We start from the raw sequence: 14,078 nt of genomic DNA, 5'->3' as shown, positions 1-14,078 counted from the left end.
CTAGTAGCTCCGCTACGAGGACATGCGTCCCGCACGCCGAGGGCACGCACCGAACGCCGCTCCTTGCTCCACGGGGCAACTCGATACAGACCCTAGGAGCGGCGAGGGGGCCGGGATCCCGTTCGCGGGATCCCGGCCCCCTCGGCCGTCGGTGTGCGACTACTACTGCGTGACCTCGTCGTGGCCCGTGTGGAGGCCGCCGCCACCGCCGCTGCCGCCGGGGGTCGGCGTCGACACGACCGGCTTCGACAGCGGGGCGAGGTCGTGGGCGTAGTGGCCGACCGCGTCCGCGATGATGTCGACGTTGATGTCGAGCGCCTTGTGGTCGATGTTGGTGATGTCGTCACCCTTGCCGTGGTAGTTCACGTCGTAGGCGACACCGGCCTGACCGCCGAACTTCGCGGCCTCCTCGGGCGTCTTGATGCCCTCGGCGCCGGTGAAGGTGCCGCCGGACGGGATGCCGACCTCGATGAACGGGCCGTAGTCCGAGCGGCCGGAGAAGTCCGTGCCCGCGTGCGGGATCTTCTTCGAGTCGAGGAAGTCGGTGATCCCCTTCTCCAGCTGGGCGGAGCCCTCCGGGCCGGGGCCCGCGCCGACGCCGTCGGAGTCGTCGCCGTCGTAGACGAAGTACGCGGCGTTCGGCGAGGCGATCATGTCGAAGTTCAGGTAGAGCTTGATCTGCTTCTTCTGCGCGTCCGTCAGACCGGCGACGTACGCCTCGGAGCCGAGCAGGCCGAACTCCTCCGCAGACCACCAGGCGAACTTGACCTTGTTCTTGACCTTCTTCTGCTCACTCGCGAGGCGCTGGGCGACCTGGAGGATGCCCGCCGAGCCGGAGCCGTTGTCGTTGATGCCCGGGCCGGCCGCGACGGAGTCGAGGTGCGCGCCGAGGAAGACGGTGTTGTTCTCGTCGCCGCCCTTGGTCTCGGCGATGACGTTGAAGGTCTTGCGGTTCTCGCGCAGCTCGCGGATGTCGAGGGTGAGCTCGACCGGACCGGCGGCGGCCTCGGCGGCCAGCTTCTCGCCGTCCTCCTGGGTGATGCCGCCCGTCGGGACCTTGCCCGCGCTGGGGTCTCCTATGGTGCCGTTCAGGGCGCCCGCGGTGTTGTTGTAGATGACCGCGCCGACCGCGCCGGCCGCGGCCGCGTTGGCCTGCTTGGCCGCGAAGGTGCAGCCGCCGCGCTTGACCAGGGCGATCTTGCCGGTGAAGGCGCCGGCGGCGAAGTCGCCCGGCTCACAGCCGTTCGTCCCGTCCGCGTCGACCGGGGCGACGGCGACCTCGGCCGTCACGCCGCCCTCGGGGGTGCTCGTCGTGTACGTCATCAGGTGCATCGGGACGTCGCGCCCGTTCGCACCGTTCACCGTGAGCTTCTCGGAGAGCGTCTCGACGTACACGAAGTCGAACTCGTTGCGCGTGACCTTGTAGCCGGCCGCCTTCATCACGGCCTCGACGTACTTGGCCGACTGCTCGTGGCCCTTGGAGCCGGCCGCCCTGTTGCCGTTGTTGTAGTCGGCGATCGACTGCAGGACCTTGAGGTGGTTGAAGGCTCCCTTGCCGGTCGCGTTCTTGACCAGCTTGCGGGCCAGCGCGTCGCCGCGGGCGGCGTCGCTCTGCGGGCTGGTGGCGCCGGCCGGTCCGGCGAGCAGCAGCGGTGAGACGAGGGCCGCGACTGCCAGGGCGGCGGTTGCTGCGGCTATACGACGTGAGGGCATGAAGGTCCTTCCACGACAGAGGCGAGCAGGGCAGGCGTAGCGGGGCACGACAAAGCGGAGCAGGGCACAGCGCGGCGGAACACGACGGACCGGCCTTGCGGACGCGGTGCGCGTTACGTGGGGGAACAGTGAGCGCACGTTAGACAGCAAGTAGCCATCATGGCCAGAGTTTTCGCTGACTTCGGTTTATGAATTCCGTATATCGGTGACTCTGGGCCGGTCAAATCCGGCCATCCGCGCGCTGATTGGTCCTAGCGGAGGATGCCCTCGATGAAGTCGGAGCCGATACGCGCAACAGCGCCCAGATCCAACTGGTGCTGGGCATAGCGGCCTTGTCTCCGCGTATGCATCAGACCGGCCTTTTTCAGGACGGCCAGGTGCCGCGACACCTCCGGCGCGGTGATCCCGTACACGTTCGCCAGTTCGCCCGTCGTGTACGGGGCCCGGGCCAGACTCCGGCACAGCCGCATCCGCATCGGGTGCGCCAGCGCCTCCATCCGCCGCTGGAGCAGCTCCACCGAGCCCGGCCCGGAGGCCGGTTCGGGGGTGCCGAGCGGGTAGTGGACGACCGGCAGCCACTGCGGCGCGTGCAGCACCAGCAGATGCGGCCAGCCGAAGTTGGTCGGCACGAAGACGAGGCCGCTGCCTATTCGGGGATCGGTGGCCGTGGTGGTCCCGTGGACCATCTTGTCGGCGGTGATGGTGGTGAGGCCCTCGTCGACGCTCAGGGCCGTCGAGACGTCCTCCAGCGCGGCCCGCAGCCCCTTGCGGCGCAGGAGCTCGGCCTTGTGCCGGGCGTCGGCGCTCTGCCCGGGCTCCAGGCGCTTCCACGTCTCGGCGAAGAACGCCTCGTCGCAGTCCTCCAGCAGCCGCCGGAGCCATACCCGTACCGCGCCGGGGTCGTCCAGCAGGCGCAGGGAGAAGCCCAGCTGCCCTGGGCCGCGCGCGGCGGCCGTCTCCAGGGCCCTGGCCCGCGCCGCCGGGTCGTGCAGCGGCGACGGGAAGCCGCCCTCGTCGTAGAGCGCCAGCCAGCAGTGCTCCAGCGCGGCCGCCACGAACCGCTCGTCGTCCAGCCGGTCCAGTACGTCGAGCTCCTCGGCCAGCGTCGCCGCCGGCCGCCCGGACTCCCCGGGGAGTCCGGCGAAGGGCATGAAGATGTCGGAGAAGGAGCTGCGCCACAGGAACTCGGCCTCCAGCAGACGGTCCGCGAGACACGGATCGAGCGAGGCCGAGGTGGCGGTGGTCCAGGAGGTGAGCCGCGGGTGGTGTCCCGGCTGCGAGAGAGCGTGCAGGGCCATGCAGAGCTCCGCGAGCGGGGACGGCGCGAAGGTGATCCGCTCACTGGGGAGCCCGGCGATGTCGATGGTGACGCTCATCGGGCCATTCTGTACGTTCCCGCACGTCGGAGACGTCCGCTCCGGCCGCTCGGCGCCGCCGTACGGGTGGCCGCGCGGGCCCCGGCCCGGCGGCCGGACGAGTGGTCGTCGGCGCCCGGGAGGCTTTCGGCCGGGGACGTTTGACGGGGAACGTCAACCGTCGTGCGCGCCGGGGCCGACGGGGTGAGGGTGGATGCATGACAGCGATCGAGCAGTACCTCGTCGACACCTACCGCGCGTCCCAGCACGGCGCCCCGATGCCCCCGCCGCCCGGCCGGGACGACGTCGCCGTGGTCCGCGCGGCCCGCTCCTACCAGCAGTTCCGGGCCGTCATGGACGGCGGCGAGGCCCGCCACCCCTGGCGTGCCGCCCTGCGCCGGATGCTGACCCGCCCGCACCCGTGCTGAACCGTGCCCGGGAGTGACCGGTGACCGCCGGACGGTGACTGCCGACCCGTGCAGGCAGACCGTCCGCCATTGCCCGGCCCTGGATCAGCCCTGTCGCACCCCCGGGGCACCCTTGACCGCCTGGAGGAAGGCCGACCACGCGGCGGGGGAGACGGTGAGGTGGTCCTCGCCGGGGTCGGCGCTGCCGGCCACCTTCACGGCCGCGTTCCGGGCGGTCGTCGCAACGTGCACGCAGGCCTCTCCCTCCTGGCAGAACGACGACTTTCGCCAGCTGAGCCGAGTCATGGGGACTTCTCCGTTCACAGGGCGCGCAGGATGCTGTGGATGAAATCCCGGCTCTTCCCGCATGTGAGGGCTGCGCCCTCCATGCGGTCCAGAAGCAGCCGGTACTTGGCGAGCTGGGCCTCGGCGTCGACCAGTGCCGGGCCGTGGGACTGGTCGAGGTGGACGGTGTCGAGCTGCGGCACGGGCCCGTGGACGTAGTAGATCGACTGGCCCGACCCGGGAAAGGAACCCGCGTCGAAGGGGATCACCAGAATCCGGACATGGCTCAGCTCCCCCATCTCCAGCAGGTGGGCCAACTGGGCCCGCACGACGGCGTGCCCGCCGAACTTCATCCGCAGGGCTGCCTCGTGGATGATCGCGGTGTACGGGATCGGGTCGTCGCGGTGGAGTACCTCCTGCCGCTTGATGCGGTGGGCCACGCGCTGCTCAACGTCCCCCTGGGGCAGCGGCGGCAGCACGTGCCCGAAGATCTCCCGGGCGTGCTCCGCTGTCTGCAGCAGGCCGGGCACGTGGACGGTGTAGGCGGCGCGCAGCGCCAGACCGTGGTGCTCCAGCTCGGCGAGGTCGAGGAGGCCAGGCGGCAGGATCCCCCTGTACTGCTCCCACCAGCCCTTCGTGCGATCGCCTGCCATGGCGGCCAGTGCGTCGACGAGCAGGGGGTCACAGACGGAGTACACCTGTGCCATGGCGTGGACGCGTTCGGGACTGACTCCGAACCTGCCCGTCTCCACATTGCTCAGCTGGCCCTGACTGGTGCCGAGTTGACGTGCGGCCTCGGTCGTCGTGAGCCCAGAGCGTTCCCGCAACTTGCGCAGCTCAACGGCGACGCGGATGCGTCGGGCCGTCAGTGCTACCCGCCCTGCCATTGCACTCCCTCCCGGCGACTGTCTCACTCACACGAGCGAATGAGGGCCTGGATCCCATGGGATCTGCGCAAATAACACTTGCTCGACCCCTAGTCTGGGACGCAGGCCACCCCGCCCGGAAGTACCCCGCTCGACGGAGCGGCACGGTCACCGGGCAGCAAGCGCATGCCACCAACACCCCTCCGGGATCGGAGACTTCCATGCCTGCCACCGTATCTCCGTCGTGGGCCTACAGCCTGCAACTCCCGCAAGATCCCCGCGCCCCCGGCCTCGCCCGCCAGACCCTGCGGTCCGTACTCCGGACGCACGCGATGAGCGAACTCGCGGAGACGGCCGAGCTGTTGGCCGGTGAGCTGCTGGCCAACGCCTACCTCTACTCCGACGGCCCGTACACGCTCCGGCTGCGGGCCATGGGGTCCACCCGGCTGCGTGTCAGCGTCTGGGACAGCAATCCGCACATCCCTGCGCCCTTCGGAGCGGACGCTCCCGTCGCACCACCGCAGTCGGGCGCCGAGCGGGGCCGCGGGCTGTTCCTCGTACGGGCGTACGCCGCCAACTGGGGCGGCTATCCGCTCGGCGGGACGGGGCTGTACGGGGACGCCGGGGGAAAGCTGCTGTGGGTCGAAGTCCGCGCCTGACCGGGAGGGCGGCCGTATCCGCGGCCCCCCTCCCGGCGGCGTCACTCGAAGTTCGGCGCGTTGCGCTGGTACACCAGCCGCAGCCCGATCAGCGTCAGCCACGGCTCGTGGTCGTCGATCACCGACGACTCGCCCAGCACCATCGGGGCCAGACCGCCGGTCGCGATGACCCGGACGTCGTCCGGATCGCCGTGCGGCCCGACCAGCTCCTTGGCCATCCGGGCCACGACCCCGTCGACCTGGCCCGCGAAACCGTAGATCACGCCCGACTGCATCGCCTCGACCGTCGACTTGCCGATCACGTGGCGCGGCCGGGCCAGCTCGATCTTGCGCAGCTGGGCGCCGCGTACGCCGAGCGCCTCCATCGAGATCTCTATGCCCGGCGAGATCACCCCGCCCACGTACTCGCCCTTCGCGGACACCGCGTCGAAGGTGGTCGCCGTACCGAAGTCGACCACGATCGCCGGGCCGCCGTAGAGCTCGACCGCCGCGACCGCGTTGATGATGCGGTCCGCGCCGACCTCCTTCGGGTTGTCCATCAGGATCGGCACGCCCGTCTTGATGCCAGGCTCCACCAGCACCGCCGGCACGTCGCCGTAGTAGCGCCGGGTGACCTCGCGCAGCTCGTGCAGGACCGACGGCACCGTCGAGCAGATCGCGATGCCGTGGATCCCGTCGCCGAGCTCGCTGCCGAGCATCGGGTGCATGCCCATCAGGCCCTGCATCAGCACGGCCATCTCGTCGGCCGTGCGCCGCGGGTCGGTCGAGATCCGCCAGTGCTCGACGATCTCGTCACCGTCGAACAGGCCCAGGACCGTCTGGGTGTTGCCTACGTCGATGGTGAGGAGCACCGGTTACACCGCCTCGCGCAGATCGAGACCGATGTCCAGGATCGGCGAGGAGTGCGTCAGACCGCCGACCGCCAGGTAGTCCACGCCGGTCTCCGCGTACGCCCGCGCCGTGTCCAGGGTCAGCCGGCCCGAGGACTCCAGCACCGCGCGGCCGGCCACCAGCGTGACGGCCTCCTCGGTCTCCGGGACGGTGAAGTTGTCCAGCAGGATCAGGTCAGCGCCCGCGTCCAGGACCTCGCGGACCTGGTGCATCGTGTCGACCTCGACCTCGATCGGGACCTCCGGGAAGGCCTCGCGCACCGCGTTGAAGGCCTGCGCGACACCGCCCGCGGCGACCACGTGGTTGTCCTTGACCAGCGCCGCGTCCGACAGCGACATGCGGTGGTTGACGCCGCCGCCGCAGCGGACGGCGTACTTCTCCAGCGAGCGCAGGCCCGGCGTGGTCTTGCGGGTGTCGCGCACCTTGGCCTTGGTGCCCTCCAGGACGTCCGCCCAGCGGCGGGTGGCCGTCGCGATGCCCGAGAGCCGGCACAGGATGTTCAGCGCGCTGCGCTCGGCCGTCAGCAGGTCGCGGGTACGGGCGCGGACCGACAGCAGCACCTCGCCGGCCTTGACGGTGTCGCCGTCCTCCGCGTGCCGCTCCACCTCGAAGGCCTCCGTGCAGACCACGGAGAACACCGCCTCGGCGATGCGCAGGCCCGCCACGACGCCGTCCTCGCGGGCGACGAAGTCGGCGACGGCCTCGGCCTCCTCGGGGACCGTCGCCACGGTGGTGACGTCCACACCGCCGTCGAGGTCCTCGGAGAGCGCCATGTGGGCGATGTCCTCGACCTCGATCGGGTCCAGGCCCGCGTCCGCGAGCAGCTGGGCCAGCGCCGGGTCGAGGCCGCTCTCCTCGCCGTCGCCGCAGGCGCAGTCGTCGCCGCAGCCGCCGTCGTTCTGGTCGATGAGGGGAAGTTCGGGGGTGCTCACGGTCACTGCTCCAGGCTCGGGGTGCTCAGGGGGTGCACGGACGGGAAGTCCGCGGAGTCGGTGGGTACGACGACGAGGGCCCGCTTCTCGGTGGCCGAGAGCCGGACCACCAGGTGGCGGCGCCACCGGGCATCGTCCCGGTCGGGGTGGTCCTCGCGCCAGTGGCAGCCGCGGGTCTCCTCGCGGCGCTGCGCGGCGGCGACCAGGACCCGCGCCACGCACAGCAGGTTCGTGGCCTCCCAGGTGTCCACACCCGGCTCGGCGGTCTTGCCGTGCGCTTCGAGTTCGTTCAGGGCGGTGGCGTACAGCCCCTCCAGGGCCTCGGCCGCCGCGGCCAGCGACGCGGCGGAGCGCAGCACGCCCGCACCGTCCGTCATGATCCGCTGGACCTCGTAGCGGGCCCCGGCGGGCTGCAGCGGACCGGTCGAGGGGACCGGGACGCCCGGGCCGCCCCCGCCGTACTCCTGCGCGGTGATGTCGTCGGCGATCCGCTCGGCGAAGACCAGGCCCTCCAGCAGGGAGTTGGAGGCGAGCCGGTTCGCGCCGTGCACGCCTGTGCACGCGACCTCGCCGCAGGCGTACAGGCCGGGGACGGTGGTGCGCCCGTGCAGGTCGGTCCGGACGCCGCCGGAGGCGTAGTGCGCGGCGGGCGCCACCGGGATCGGCTCGGTCACCGGGTCGATGCCGTGCGAGCGGCAGGCGGCCAGGATCGTCGGGAAGCGCTGCTCCCACATCTCGGCGCCGAAGTGCCGGGCGTCCAGGTACATGTGCCGCGCGCCCTGCTCCTGCATGCGGCGCATGATGCCCTTGGCGACGATGTCGCGCGGAGCGAGCTCGGCGAGCTCGTGCTGGCCGGTCATGAAGCGGACGCCGTCCGCGTCGACCAGGTACGCGCCCTCGCCCCGCACCGCCTCCGACACCAGCGGCTGCTGCCCCTCGGCGTCCGGGCCGAGGAACAGCACCGTCGGGTGGAACTGCACGAACTCCAGGTCGGAGACCTCCGCTCCGGCGCGCAGCGCGAGCGCCACGCCGTCGCCGGTGGACACCGAGGGGTTGGTCGTCGCGGAGAAGACCTGGCCCATGCCGCCGGTCGCGAGGATCACGGCGGGCGCGTGGACGGCGCCGACGCCGTCGTGCTGCCCCTCGCCCATGACGTGCAGCGTGACACCCGCCGTGCGGCCCTGCGCGTCCTGGAGGAGGTCGAGGACGAGCGCGTTCTCGACGGTCTCTATGCCCGCGGCGTGCACGGCCTCGACCAGCGCCCGCGAGATCTCGGCGCCGGTGGCGTCGCCGCCCGCGTGCGCGATCCGCCGGCGGTGGTGGCCGCCCTCCCGGGTCAGCTCTATCTCGCCGGTCTCGGAGGAGGTGTCGAACACCGCGCCGGTGTCGATCAACCGCCGTACCGCGTCCGGGCCCTCGGTGACGAGCAGCCGTACGGCCTCCTCGTCGCACAGGCCGGCGCCGGCGACCAGGGTGTCGTCGAGGTGCTGCTCCGGGCTGTCGCCCTCGCCGAGGGCGGCGGCGATGCCGCCCTGGGCCCAGCGGGTGGAGCCGTCGTCGAGCCGGGCCTTGGTGACCACGACGGTACGGCGGCCCGCGGCCGCGCAGCGCAGCGCGGCGGTCAGGCCCGCCACGCCGGAGCCGACGACCACGACATCGGCGTCGAGGGACCAGCCGGGCGCCGGCGCGTGCAGCCGTATGCCCGTGCTGCCGGCGGGGCCTCTGCCAGGGGTGCTCACGAGTGTGCTCCGAATTCCAATGGGATGTTGTCGATCAGCCGGGTCGTGCCCACCTTCGCGGCGACGGCCAGTACGGCCCGCCCGGTGAAGTCGGGGCCGGCCTCGGTGAAGTCCTGCGGGTCCACCAGCGCCAGGTAGTCCAGCACGAGCGGCGGCTCCGAGCGGGCCGCGTCCGCCAGGACGTGGGCCGCCGCGGCCCGTACCGCGTCCGGCAGGCCCGTGCACGCCGCCGAGACGGCGTGCGCGTCCGCCGAGGCGCGGATCTCGCCCAGCCTGGCCAGGGCGCTGGCCCGCTCGTCGCTGGCCGGGGCGGCCTCGGCGCGGGCCCGCAGCGCCGCCTGCGCGGCGAGCCGGTCGCGCCCCGCGAAGAGGGCGCGCGACAGCGCCAGCGCGGTCTGCCGGTCCGCGGGGGAGAGGTAGCGGTTGCGGGACGACAGCGCCAGGCCGTCCTCCTCGCGGACGGTCGGTACGCCGACCACCTCGACGGGGAAGTTCAGGTCGGTCACCATCCGCCGGATCAGGGCCAGTTGCTGCGCGTCCTTCTGGCCGAAGAGGGCCAGGTCGGGGCGGGTCAGGTGGAGCAGCTTGGCGACGACGGTCAGCATCCCGTCGAAGTGGCCGGGCCGGGTGGCGCCTTCCAGGCGCTCGCCCATCGGGCCGGCGGTGATCCGCACCTGCGGGTCCCCGCCCGGGTAGACCTCCTCGACGGCGGGGGCGAAGACCGCGTCGGCGCCCGCCTCTGCGGCGACCGCGACGTCCGCGTCGAGGGTGCGCGGATACCGGTCGAGGTCCTCGCCCGCCCCGAACTGCAGCGGGTTGACGAAGACGGTGACGACGACCTGGCCCTCGGGCCCGGCCAGGTCACGGGCGGTCCGGACCAAGGTGGCGTGGCCCTCGTGCAGGGCGCCCATGGTCATCACCACGGCCCGCCGCCCGGTGCGCGGCAGCTTGTGCAGCTCATCGGCGGTGTGCAGCAGCAGCTCGGTCACTGATCGCCCCCGTCAGGGTCCGTGTCGGCGAGTACGCCGAGCAGGTCCTCGGCGAGTTCGGGCTTGAGCAGACCGTGCGCGAGGGCCCGGTCTGCGGTGGTGCGGGCCATGGCCAGGTACCCGGCGACCGTGCCGGGCGCGTGCCGGCGCAGCTCCGAGACGTGCGCGGCGACCGTCCCGGCGTCACCGCGGGCCACCGGCCCGGTCAGGGCCGCGTCCCCGGAGCGCAGGGCGTTGTCGAGGGCCGCGCCGAGCAGCGGGCCGAGCATCCGGTCGGGGTGCCCGACCCCGGCCTTGCGCAGCAGTTCCAGGGACTGGGCGACCAGCGTGACCAGGTGGTTCGCACCGAGGGCGAGGGCCGCGTGGTACAGCGCGCGGTTCTCCTCCGCGATCCACTCGGGCTCCCCGCCCATCTCGATGACCAGGGCCTCGGCGGCCAGCCGCAGCTCGTCGGGTGCGGTGACGCCGAAGGCGCAGCCGGCCAGCCGCTGCACGTCGACCTCGGTACCGGTGAAGGTCATCGCGGGGTGCAGGGCCAGCGGCAGGGCGCCCGCGCGGCGCGCCGGGTCGAGCACGGCGGTCCCGTACCGGCCGGAGGTGTGCACGAGGAGCTGGCCGGGCCGGATCGCCCCGGTCTCCGCGAGGCCCTCCACCAGCGACGGCAGCGCGTCGTCGGGGACGGTCAGCAGGACCAGGTCGGCCAGCTCCAGGACCTGCCCGGGCGGCACCAGGGGCACGTCGGGCAGCATCCGCGCGGCGCGGCGCACGGAGGCGTCGGACACGCCTGAGACGGCGACGGGACGGTGGCCCGCCTGCTGGAGCGCGCGGGCCAGCGCCGGGCCGACCCGGCCCGCTCCGACGACGCCGACGGCGAGCCGGGCAGGGCGTGGCTGCTGTGAATGGTTCACGCGGGGAGTGCCTTCCGTTCCAGTCCGCGGGGGTACCGGACGATACGCCGCCATGCTAGCCCGTGGGGGTCTTGGCCGGTCGGGGACGAGGGGCGAGGATCAGGGGCCATGAGCGACGGCAACGAGGAAACGGAACGCGACGAGCGGCTTGTGGCGGCCTGGCGGGCGGCGGGGCGGACCCTGACGCGCGGCCCGCGTGAGGCCACGCTCGGCGAGTCGCTGGCGCGGCTCGCCGAGGCCCCGTACGACAGGGACGCGCCCACCGACGTCTACGGCGACGGGATCGTCGCGGAGCTGGAGCAGCGGGTCGCGGAGCTGCTCGGGACGCAGGACGCGGCGTTCTTCCCCAGCGGCACGATGGCGCAGCAGATCGCCCTGCGCTGCTGGGCGGGCCGGACCGGGAACCCGGTGGTGGCGCTGCACCCGATGAGCCACCCGGAGATGTGGGAGGGCGACGCCCTGTCGACGGTCTCCGGGCTGCGGGTCGTCCACCCGACGACCGAGGCGCGCCAGCCGACCGCGGAGGAGGTCGGGTCCGTCCCCGAGCCCTTCGGCACGCTGATGCTGGAGCTGCCGCTGCGCGAGGCCGGCTTCCTGCTGCCCGGCTGGGAGGAGCTGGAGGCACTGGTGGAGGCGGGCCGCGAGCGGGAGGCGGCGATCCACTTCGACGGAGCCCGGCTGTGGGAGTCCACCGTCCACTTCGGCCGTCCGCTGCCGGAGATCGCCTCTCTCGCCGACTCCGTGTACGTCTCGTTCTACAAGTCGCTGGGCGGCCTGAGCGGGGCGGCCCTGGCCGGGTCGCGGGAGTTCGTGGAGGAGACCAGGGTCTGGCGCCACCGCTACGGAGGCCAGATCTTCCGGCAGTTCCCGCAGGCCCTGTCCGCGCTGGCCGGCCTGGAACGCGAACTGCCGCGGCTGCCGTCGTACGTCGCCCAGGCGCGGCGGGTGGCCGGGGCGCTGCGCGAGGCCCTGGCGAAGGCCGGCGTCCCGTGGTCGCGCGTCCACCCCGAGGAGCCGCACACGCACCAGTTCCAGGTGTGGCTGCCCTACGAGCCGGACCGGCTGACGGACGCGGGCCTGCGGCAGGCGCAGGAGACGGGCACGGTCCTCTTCCGCCGCTGGTCGGCCGGGGGGCCGCCGGGCCTCGCGGTGACCGAGCTGGAGATCACGGAGCCGGGCCTGTCCTGGACGGAATCCGATGTCCACGACGCCGTCTCGGCCTTCGTGGCCCGCATCTGACGCCGCCCGGGCGGGCCGGGAACGGCCCCGCCGGCCCGCCCGGGGCCGGGGGTGCCGTGTACCACCCGCGCCCCCGCAGGGACGCGGCGACACGCCGAATTGCGTGAAAGTCGCCAGTGCGGACCGGCCGTGGAGATACCGTCCCTTGACCGCAATTACCGGCCACCGTGCCCGGAGGAGACACCATGACCGCTCAGCCCGCGTGGCGGAAGTCCTCGTTCTGCGGCGACGGCGACGCCTGCGTCTACGTCGCCGTCACCCCCGGAGCCCTCGTGAAGGTCGCCGACCGGGTCGACCCCGCCCACCTGGTCCTCGCCACGACCCAGGCCGCCTGGGCGGACTTCCTGCAGGCGGTCAAGCAGACCGGCTGAGGTCCGGCGGCCACGGATCCGCGCCGCGCCGCACCTGCCCCTCCTCAGGGGGTTTTGTCCGATTAGCGCGTATCTTCGGCCCATGCCCACGCCCTACGGATCCTGCGGCGGCATGGCGTTCAGCGCCGCCGAGCTGCACGTGCTCAGGCGTTCCCTCGCCCACGCCCTTCAGTCCTCCTCGGCGCCCCTGGGGGCCGAGGAGGTCCAGGACTGCCTGCGCCTCGCGCAGTCGGTGGACGAAGCGGTCCGGGAGGCGGGCCGGCTCAGAGCCTTCCTCCTGGACGATCTGGCCCGCTACCGCGGCGCCCTGCCCGGCAGCCTCTCCGGCTACCTGGAACTGCTCCGCGAAGCCCTCGCCGCGGGCTACGAGCCGGCCCCCGACGACCTCGCCGCCCTGCGCGCGCTCCGCGCCAACCCGGCCGCCGCCGCGCTGCTGGAGCGGGCCCGGGCCGTCGCGGAGCGCTCCGTACGGCGCCGCCTGACCGCGAACCCCGCGCCCCGGAGCCGCCGGCTGACCCTGGCGGGCGGGCGCGAGGAGCCGCCGCGGCCCGCGCCCGCGCCCGCGCCCAAGGAGCGCCCGCGTCCCGAGCGGCCGGTGCCCACCCCCGGCGAGGTCTTCCCGCCGCGCCGCAAGCCCACGCCGCCCCCGGCGTCCGGGTTCGCCGTCGTGTGAACGGGCCGGGCCGCCCGGAGCGGCCCGGGCCCGTTTGGCTACGCTGGGGGGCATGGACTACGTCTCCGCGCTCGTGCCCCCCTTCGTGATGGCCGCGTTCTTCATCGCCCTCGTCGTGACGATCGTGAAGAGCCAGGGCGGCTCCAACAAGTCCAAGGAGGACGCGGCGGTCGACGCCGTGATCGCCCGGGCCGAAGCCGCCCGCCAGCAGCAGAACTAGGGCCTGTATCGAGTTGCCCCGTGGAGCAAGGAGCGGCGTTCGGTGCGTGCCCTCGGCGTGCGGGACGAATGTCCTCGTAGCGGAGCTACTAGGGCATTCGGCTCGTGCGCCGAGGGTGCGTGCCGGGCGTCGCGACGCCGCGGGGCAACTCGATACAGGCCCTAGACGCCACCTTCCGCGCGGGTGCGCGGCCGTACGGGCCGTGTGCCCGCTTTTGTTGCGCGTGGCCGAGTGAATAGTCGGGCAATTCCGCGCAAACCGCACTATCGTGCTGGTGTGCCTCGCCCCTTGGGAGAACTCGAAGACGCCGTCATGACGCGGGTGTGGCAGTGGAACCGCCCGGTCACCGTTCGGGAAGTCCTGGAAGACCTCCAGCAGGAGCGGTCCATCGCGTACACCACGGTCATGACCGTTATGGACAATCTCCATCAGAAGGGCTGGGTCCGCCGGGAAGCCGAAGGCCGCGCCTATCGATATACGGCGGTCTCCACCCGCGCCGCGTACTCGGCCGCACTGATGAACGAAGCCTGGTCGACGAGCGACAACCCCGCCGCCGCTCTCGTGGCCTTCTTCGGCATGATGTCGGCGGAACAGCGCGAAGCCCTCCGCGACGCCGTCCGGGTCGTCCAGTACGACGACGAGTCCGCCGCCGACACCCCCGCGGAACCCCGCGAACCCCGCGAACCCCGCGCGCAAGCGCCCGCAGAACCCCCCTCCGCGGCTTCCGGTGAACCTTCCCCGGAACCGTCCGCGGAACCGTCCGCGGAACCGTCCGCGCCGCCGGAAGCCGAAGGACGGTCCGCCGAGCACCCGAGGCCGCCGGGGCGATAG

General features: G+C 72.8%; 16 protein-coding genes. 7 read left to right on the top strand and 9 right to left on the bottom strand.

Annotated features, from left to right (window positions below; genetic code table 11):
- Positions 1-162: 162 nt before the first annotated feature.
- Entirely contained in the window at positions 163-1,713 is a 1,551-nt protein-coding gene (locus ACFWFZ_RS32790; protein ID WP_387127393.1) for a M28 family metallopeptidase, read from the bottom strand.
- Between the two features lie 251 nt (positions 1,714-1,964).
- On the bottom strand, positions 1,965-3,089 hold the full coding sequence (locus tag ACFWFZ_RS32785) for a DUF5937 family protein (RefSeq protein WP_387127390.1): 1,125 nt from the start codon (positions 3,087-3,089) through the stop codon (positions 1,965-1,967).
- Positions 3,090-3,286: 197 nt separating this feature from the next.
- Here ACFWFZ_RS32785 and ACFWFZ_RS32780 point away from each other — a divergent pair, with 197 nt between their 5' ends.
- Positions 3,287-3,496, top strand: a complete 210-nt coding sequence (locus tag ACFWFZ_RS32780; RefSeq protein ID WP_387127387.1) for a hypothetical protein — start codon at positions 3,287-3,289, stop codon at positions 3,494-3,496.
- An 84-nt stretch (positions 3,497-3,580) separates the two neighbouring features.
- Here ACFWFZ_RS32780 and ACFWFZ_RS32775 read toward each other — a convergent pair whose 3' ends face one another.
- On the bottom strand, positions 3,581-3,781 hold the full coding sequence (locus ACFWFZ_RS32775; RefSeq protein WP_387127385.1) for a DUF397 domain-containing protein: 201 nt from the start codon (positions 3,779-3,781) through the stop codon (positions 3,581-3,583).
- Positions 3,782-3,795: 14 nt separating this feature from the next.
- Complete coding sequence (locus ACFWFZ_RS32770) at positions 3,796-4,647, bottom strand: helix-turn-helix domain-containing protein (protein ID WP_387127383.1); 852 nt, start codon at positions 4,645-4,647, stop codon at positions 3,796-3,798.
- 200 nt (positions 4,648-4,847) lie between these two features.
- On the opposite strand from ACFWFZ_RS32770, the gene ACFWFZ_RS32765 reads away from it, so the two are divergent.
- Positions 4,848-5,285 (top strand): ATP-binding protein, encoded by a 438-nt coding sequence (locus ACFWFZ_RS32765; RefSeq protein WP_387127381.1) that lies wholly within the window; start codon positions 4,848-4,850, stop codon positions 5,283-5,285.
- Positions 5,286-5,326: 41 nt separating this feature from the next.
- Here the strand turns inward: ACFWFZ_RS32765 and ACFWFZ_RS32760 are convergent, their stop codons facing one another.
- Genes ACFWFZ_RS32760 through ACFWFZ_RS32740 form a run of 5 tightly spaced genes read right to left on the bottom strand, consistent with a single transcriptional unit; the run spans position 5,327 to position 10,744 of the window.
- Positions 5,327-6,136 carry a type III pantothenate kinase gene (locus ACFWFZ_RS32760; protein WP_387127378.1) on the bottom strand — a complete coding sequence of 270 codons (810 nt, stop codon included), beginning with the start codon at positions 6,134-6,136 and terminating at the stop codon, positions 5,327-5,329.
- 3 nt (positions 6,137-6,139) lie between these two features.
- The gene (gene nadC, locus ACFWFZ_RS32755) at positions 6,140-7,108 is read right to left on the bottom strand and encodes a carboxylating nicotinate-nucleotide diphosphorylase (RefSeq protein WP_387127401.1); all 969 of its coding nucleotides are present in this window, start codon (positions 7,106-7,108) and stop codon (positions 6,140-6,142) included.
- 2 nt (positions 7,109-7,110) lie between these two features.
- Positions 7,111-8,847 carry an L-aspartate oxidase gene (locus ACFWFZ_RS32750; RefSeq protein WP_387127376.1) on the bottom strand — a complete coding sequence of 579 codons (1,737 nt, stop codon included), beginning with the start codon at positions 8,845-8,847 and terminating at the stop codon, positions 7,111-7,113.
- Complete coding sequence (gene panC / locus ACFWFZ_RS32745) at positions 8,844-9,836, bottom strand: pantoate--beta-alanine ligase (RefSeq protein WP_387127374.1); 993 nt, start codon at positions 9,834-9,836, stop codon at positions 8,844-8,846. The genes ACFWFZ_RS32750 and panC overlap by 4 nt, the downstream gene beginning before the upstream one ends.
- A complete protein-coding gene (locus tag ACFWFZ_RS32740) occupies positions 9,833-10,744 on the bottom strand; it encodes a Rossmann-like and DUF2520 domain-containing protein (RefSeq protein WP_387127372.1) in 912 nt (303 codons plus the stop codon). The genes panC and ACFWFZ_RS32740 overlap by 4 nt, the downstream gene beginning before the upstream one ends.
- A 108-nt stretch (positions 10,745-10,852) precedes the next feature.
- On the opposite strand from ACFWFZ_RS32740, the gene ACFWFZ_RS32735 reads away from it, so the two are divergent.
- The 5 genes from ACFWFZ_RS32735 (at position 10,853) to ACFWFZ_RS32715 (ending at position 14,078) form a co-directional block, all read left to right on the top strand.
- Positions 10,853-11,983: a threonine aldolase family protein gene (locus ACFWFZ_RS32735; RefSeq protein ID WP_387127371.1), complete on the top strand. Its 1,131-nt coding sequence runs from the start codon at positions 10,853-10,855 to the stop codon at positions 11,981-11,983.
- Between the two features lie 185 nt (positions 11,984-12,168).
- Positions 12,169-12,354, top strand: a complete 186-nt coding sequence (locus ACFWFZ_RS32730) for a DUF397 domain-containing protein (protein ID WP_387127369.1) — start codon at positions 12,169-12,171, stop codon at positions 12,352-12,354.
- Between the two features lie 82 nt (positions 12,355-12,436).
- On the top strand, positions 12,437-13,027 hold the full coding sequence (locus tag ACFWFZ_RS32725) for a hypothetical protein (protein WP_387127367.1): 591 nt from the start codon (positions 12,437-12,439) through the stop codon (positions 13,025-13,027).
- Positions 13,028-13,079: 52 nt separating this feature from the next.
- Positions 13,080-13,247: a hypothetical protein gene (locus tag ACFWFZ_RS32720; protein ID WP_030027391.1), complete on the top strand. Its 168-nt coding sequence runs from the start codon at positions 13,080-13,082 to the stop codon at positions 13,245-13,247.
- A gap of 312 nt (positions 13,248-13,559) precedes the next feature.
- Positions 13,560-14,078 carry a BlaI/MecI/CopY family transcriptional regulator gene (locus tag ACFWFZ_RS32715; protein ID WP_387127399.1) on the top strand — a complete coding sequence of 173 codons (519 nt, stop codon included), beginning with the start codon at positions 13,560-13,562 and terminating at the stop codon, positions 14,076-14,078.

The sequence above is a fragment of the Streptomyces sp. NPDC060232 genome (genome assembly GCF_042726555.1).
GTDB lineage: Bacteria > Actinomycetota > Actinomycetes > Streptomycetales > Streptomycetaceae > Streptomyces.
This window is presented reverse-complemented; position numbering and strand designations above follow the sequence as displayed.

Coding starts and splice junctions, on each gene's coding strand:
- ACFWFZ_RS32780 (WP_387127387.1), top strand. CDS start 3,287: ATGACAGCGATCGAGCAGTACCTCGTCGACACCTACCGCGCGTCCCAG.
- ACFWFZ_RS32770 (WP_387127383.1), bottom strand. CDS start 4,647: ATGGCAGGGCGGGTAGCACTGACGGCCCGACGCATCCGCGTCGCCGTT.
- ACFWFZ_RS32790 (WP_387127393.1), bottom strand. CDS start 1,713: ATGCCCTCACGTCGTATAGCCGCAGCAACCGCCGCCCTGGCAGTCGCG.
- ACFWFZ_RS32730 (WP_387127369.1), top strand. CDS start 12,169: ATGACCGCTCAGCCCGCGTGGCGGAAGTCCTCGTTCTGCGGCGACGGC.
- ACFWFZ_RS32735 (WP_387127371.1), top strand. CDS start 10,853: ATGAGCGACGGCAACGAGGAAACGGAACGCGACGAGCGGCTTGTGGCG.
- ACFWFZ_RS32715 (WP_387127399.1), top strand. CDS start 13,560: ATGACGCGGGTGTGGCAGTGGAACCGCCCGGTCACCGTTCGGGAAGTC.
- ACFWFZ_RS32720 (WP_030027391.1), top strand. CDS start 13,080: ATGGACTACGTCTCCGCGCTCGTGCCCCCCTTCGTGATGGCCGCGTTC.
- ACFWFZ_RS32775 (WP_387127385.1), bottom strand. CDS start 3,781: ATGACTCGGCTCAGCTGGCGAAAGTCGTCGTTCTGCCAGGAGGGAGAG.
- ACFWFZ_RS32785 (WP_387127390.1), bottom strand. CDS start 3,089: ATGAGCGTCACCATCGACATCGCCGGGCTCCCCAGTGAGCGGATCACC.
- ACFWFZ_RS32725 (WP_387127367.1), top strand. CDS start 12,437: ATGCCCACGCCCTACGGATCCTGCGGCGGCATGGCGTTCAGCGCCGCC.
- ACFWFZ_RS32765 (WP_387127381.1), top strand. CDS start 4,848: ATGCCTGCCACCGTATCTCCGTCGTGGGCCTACAGCCTGCAACTCCCG.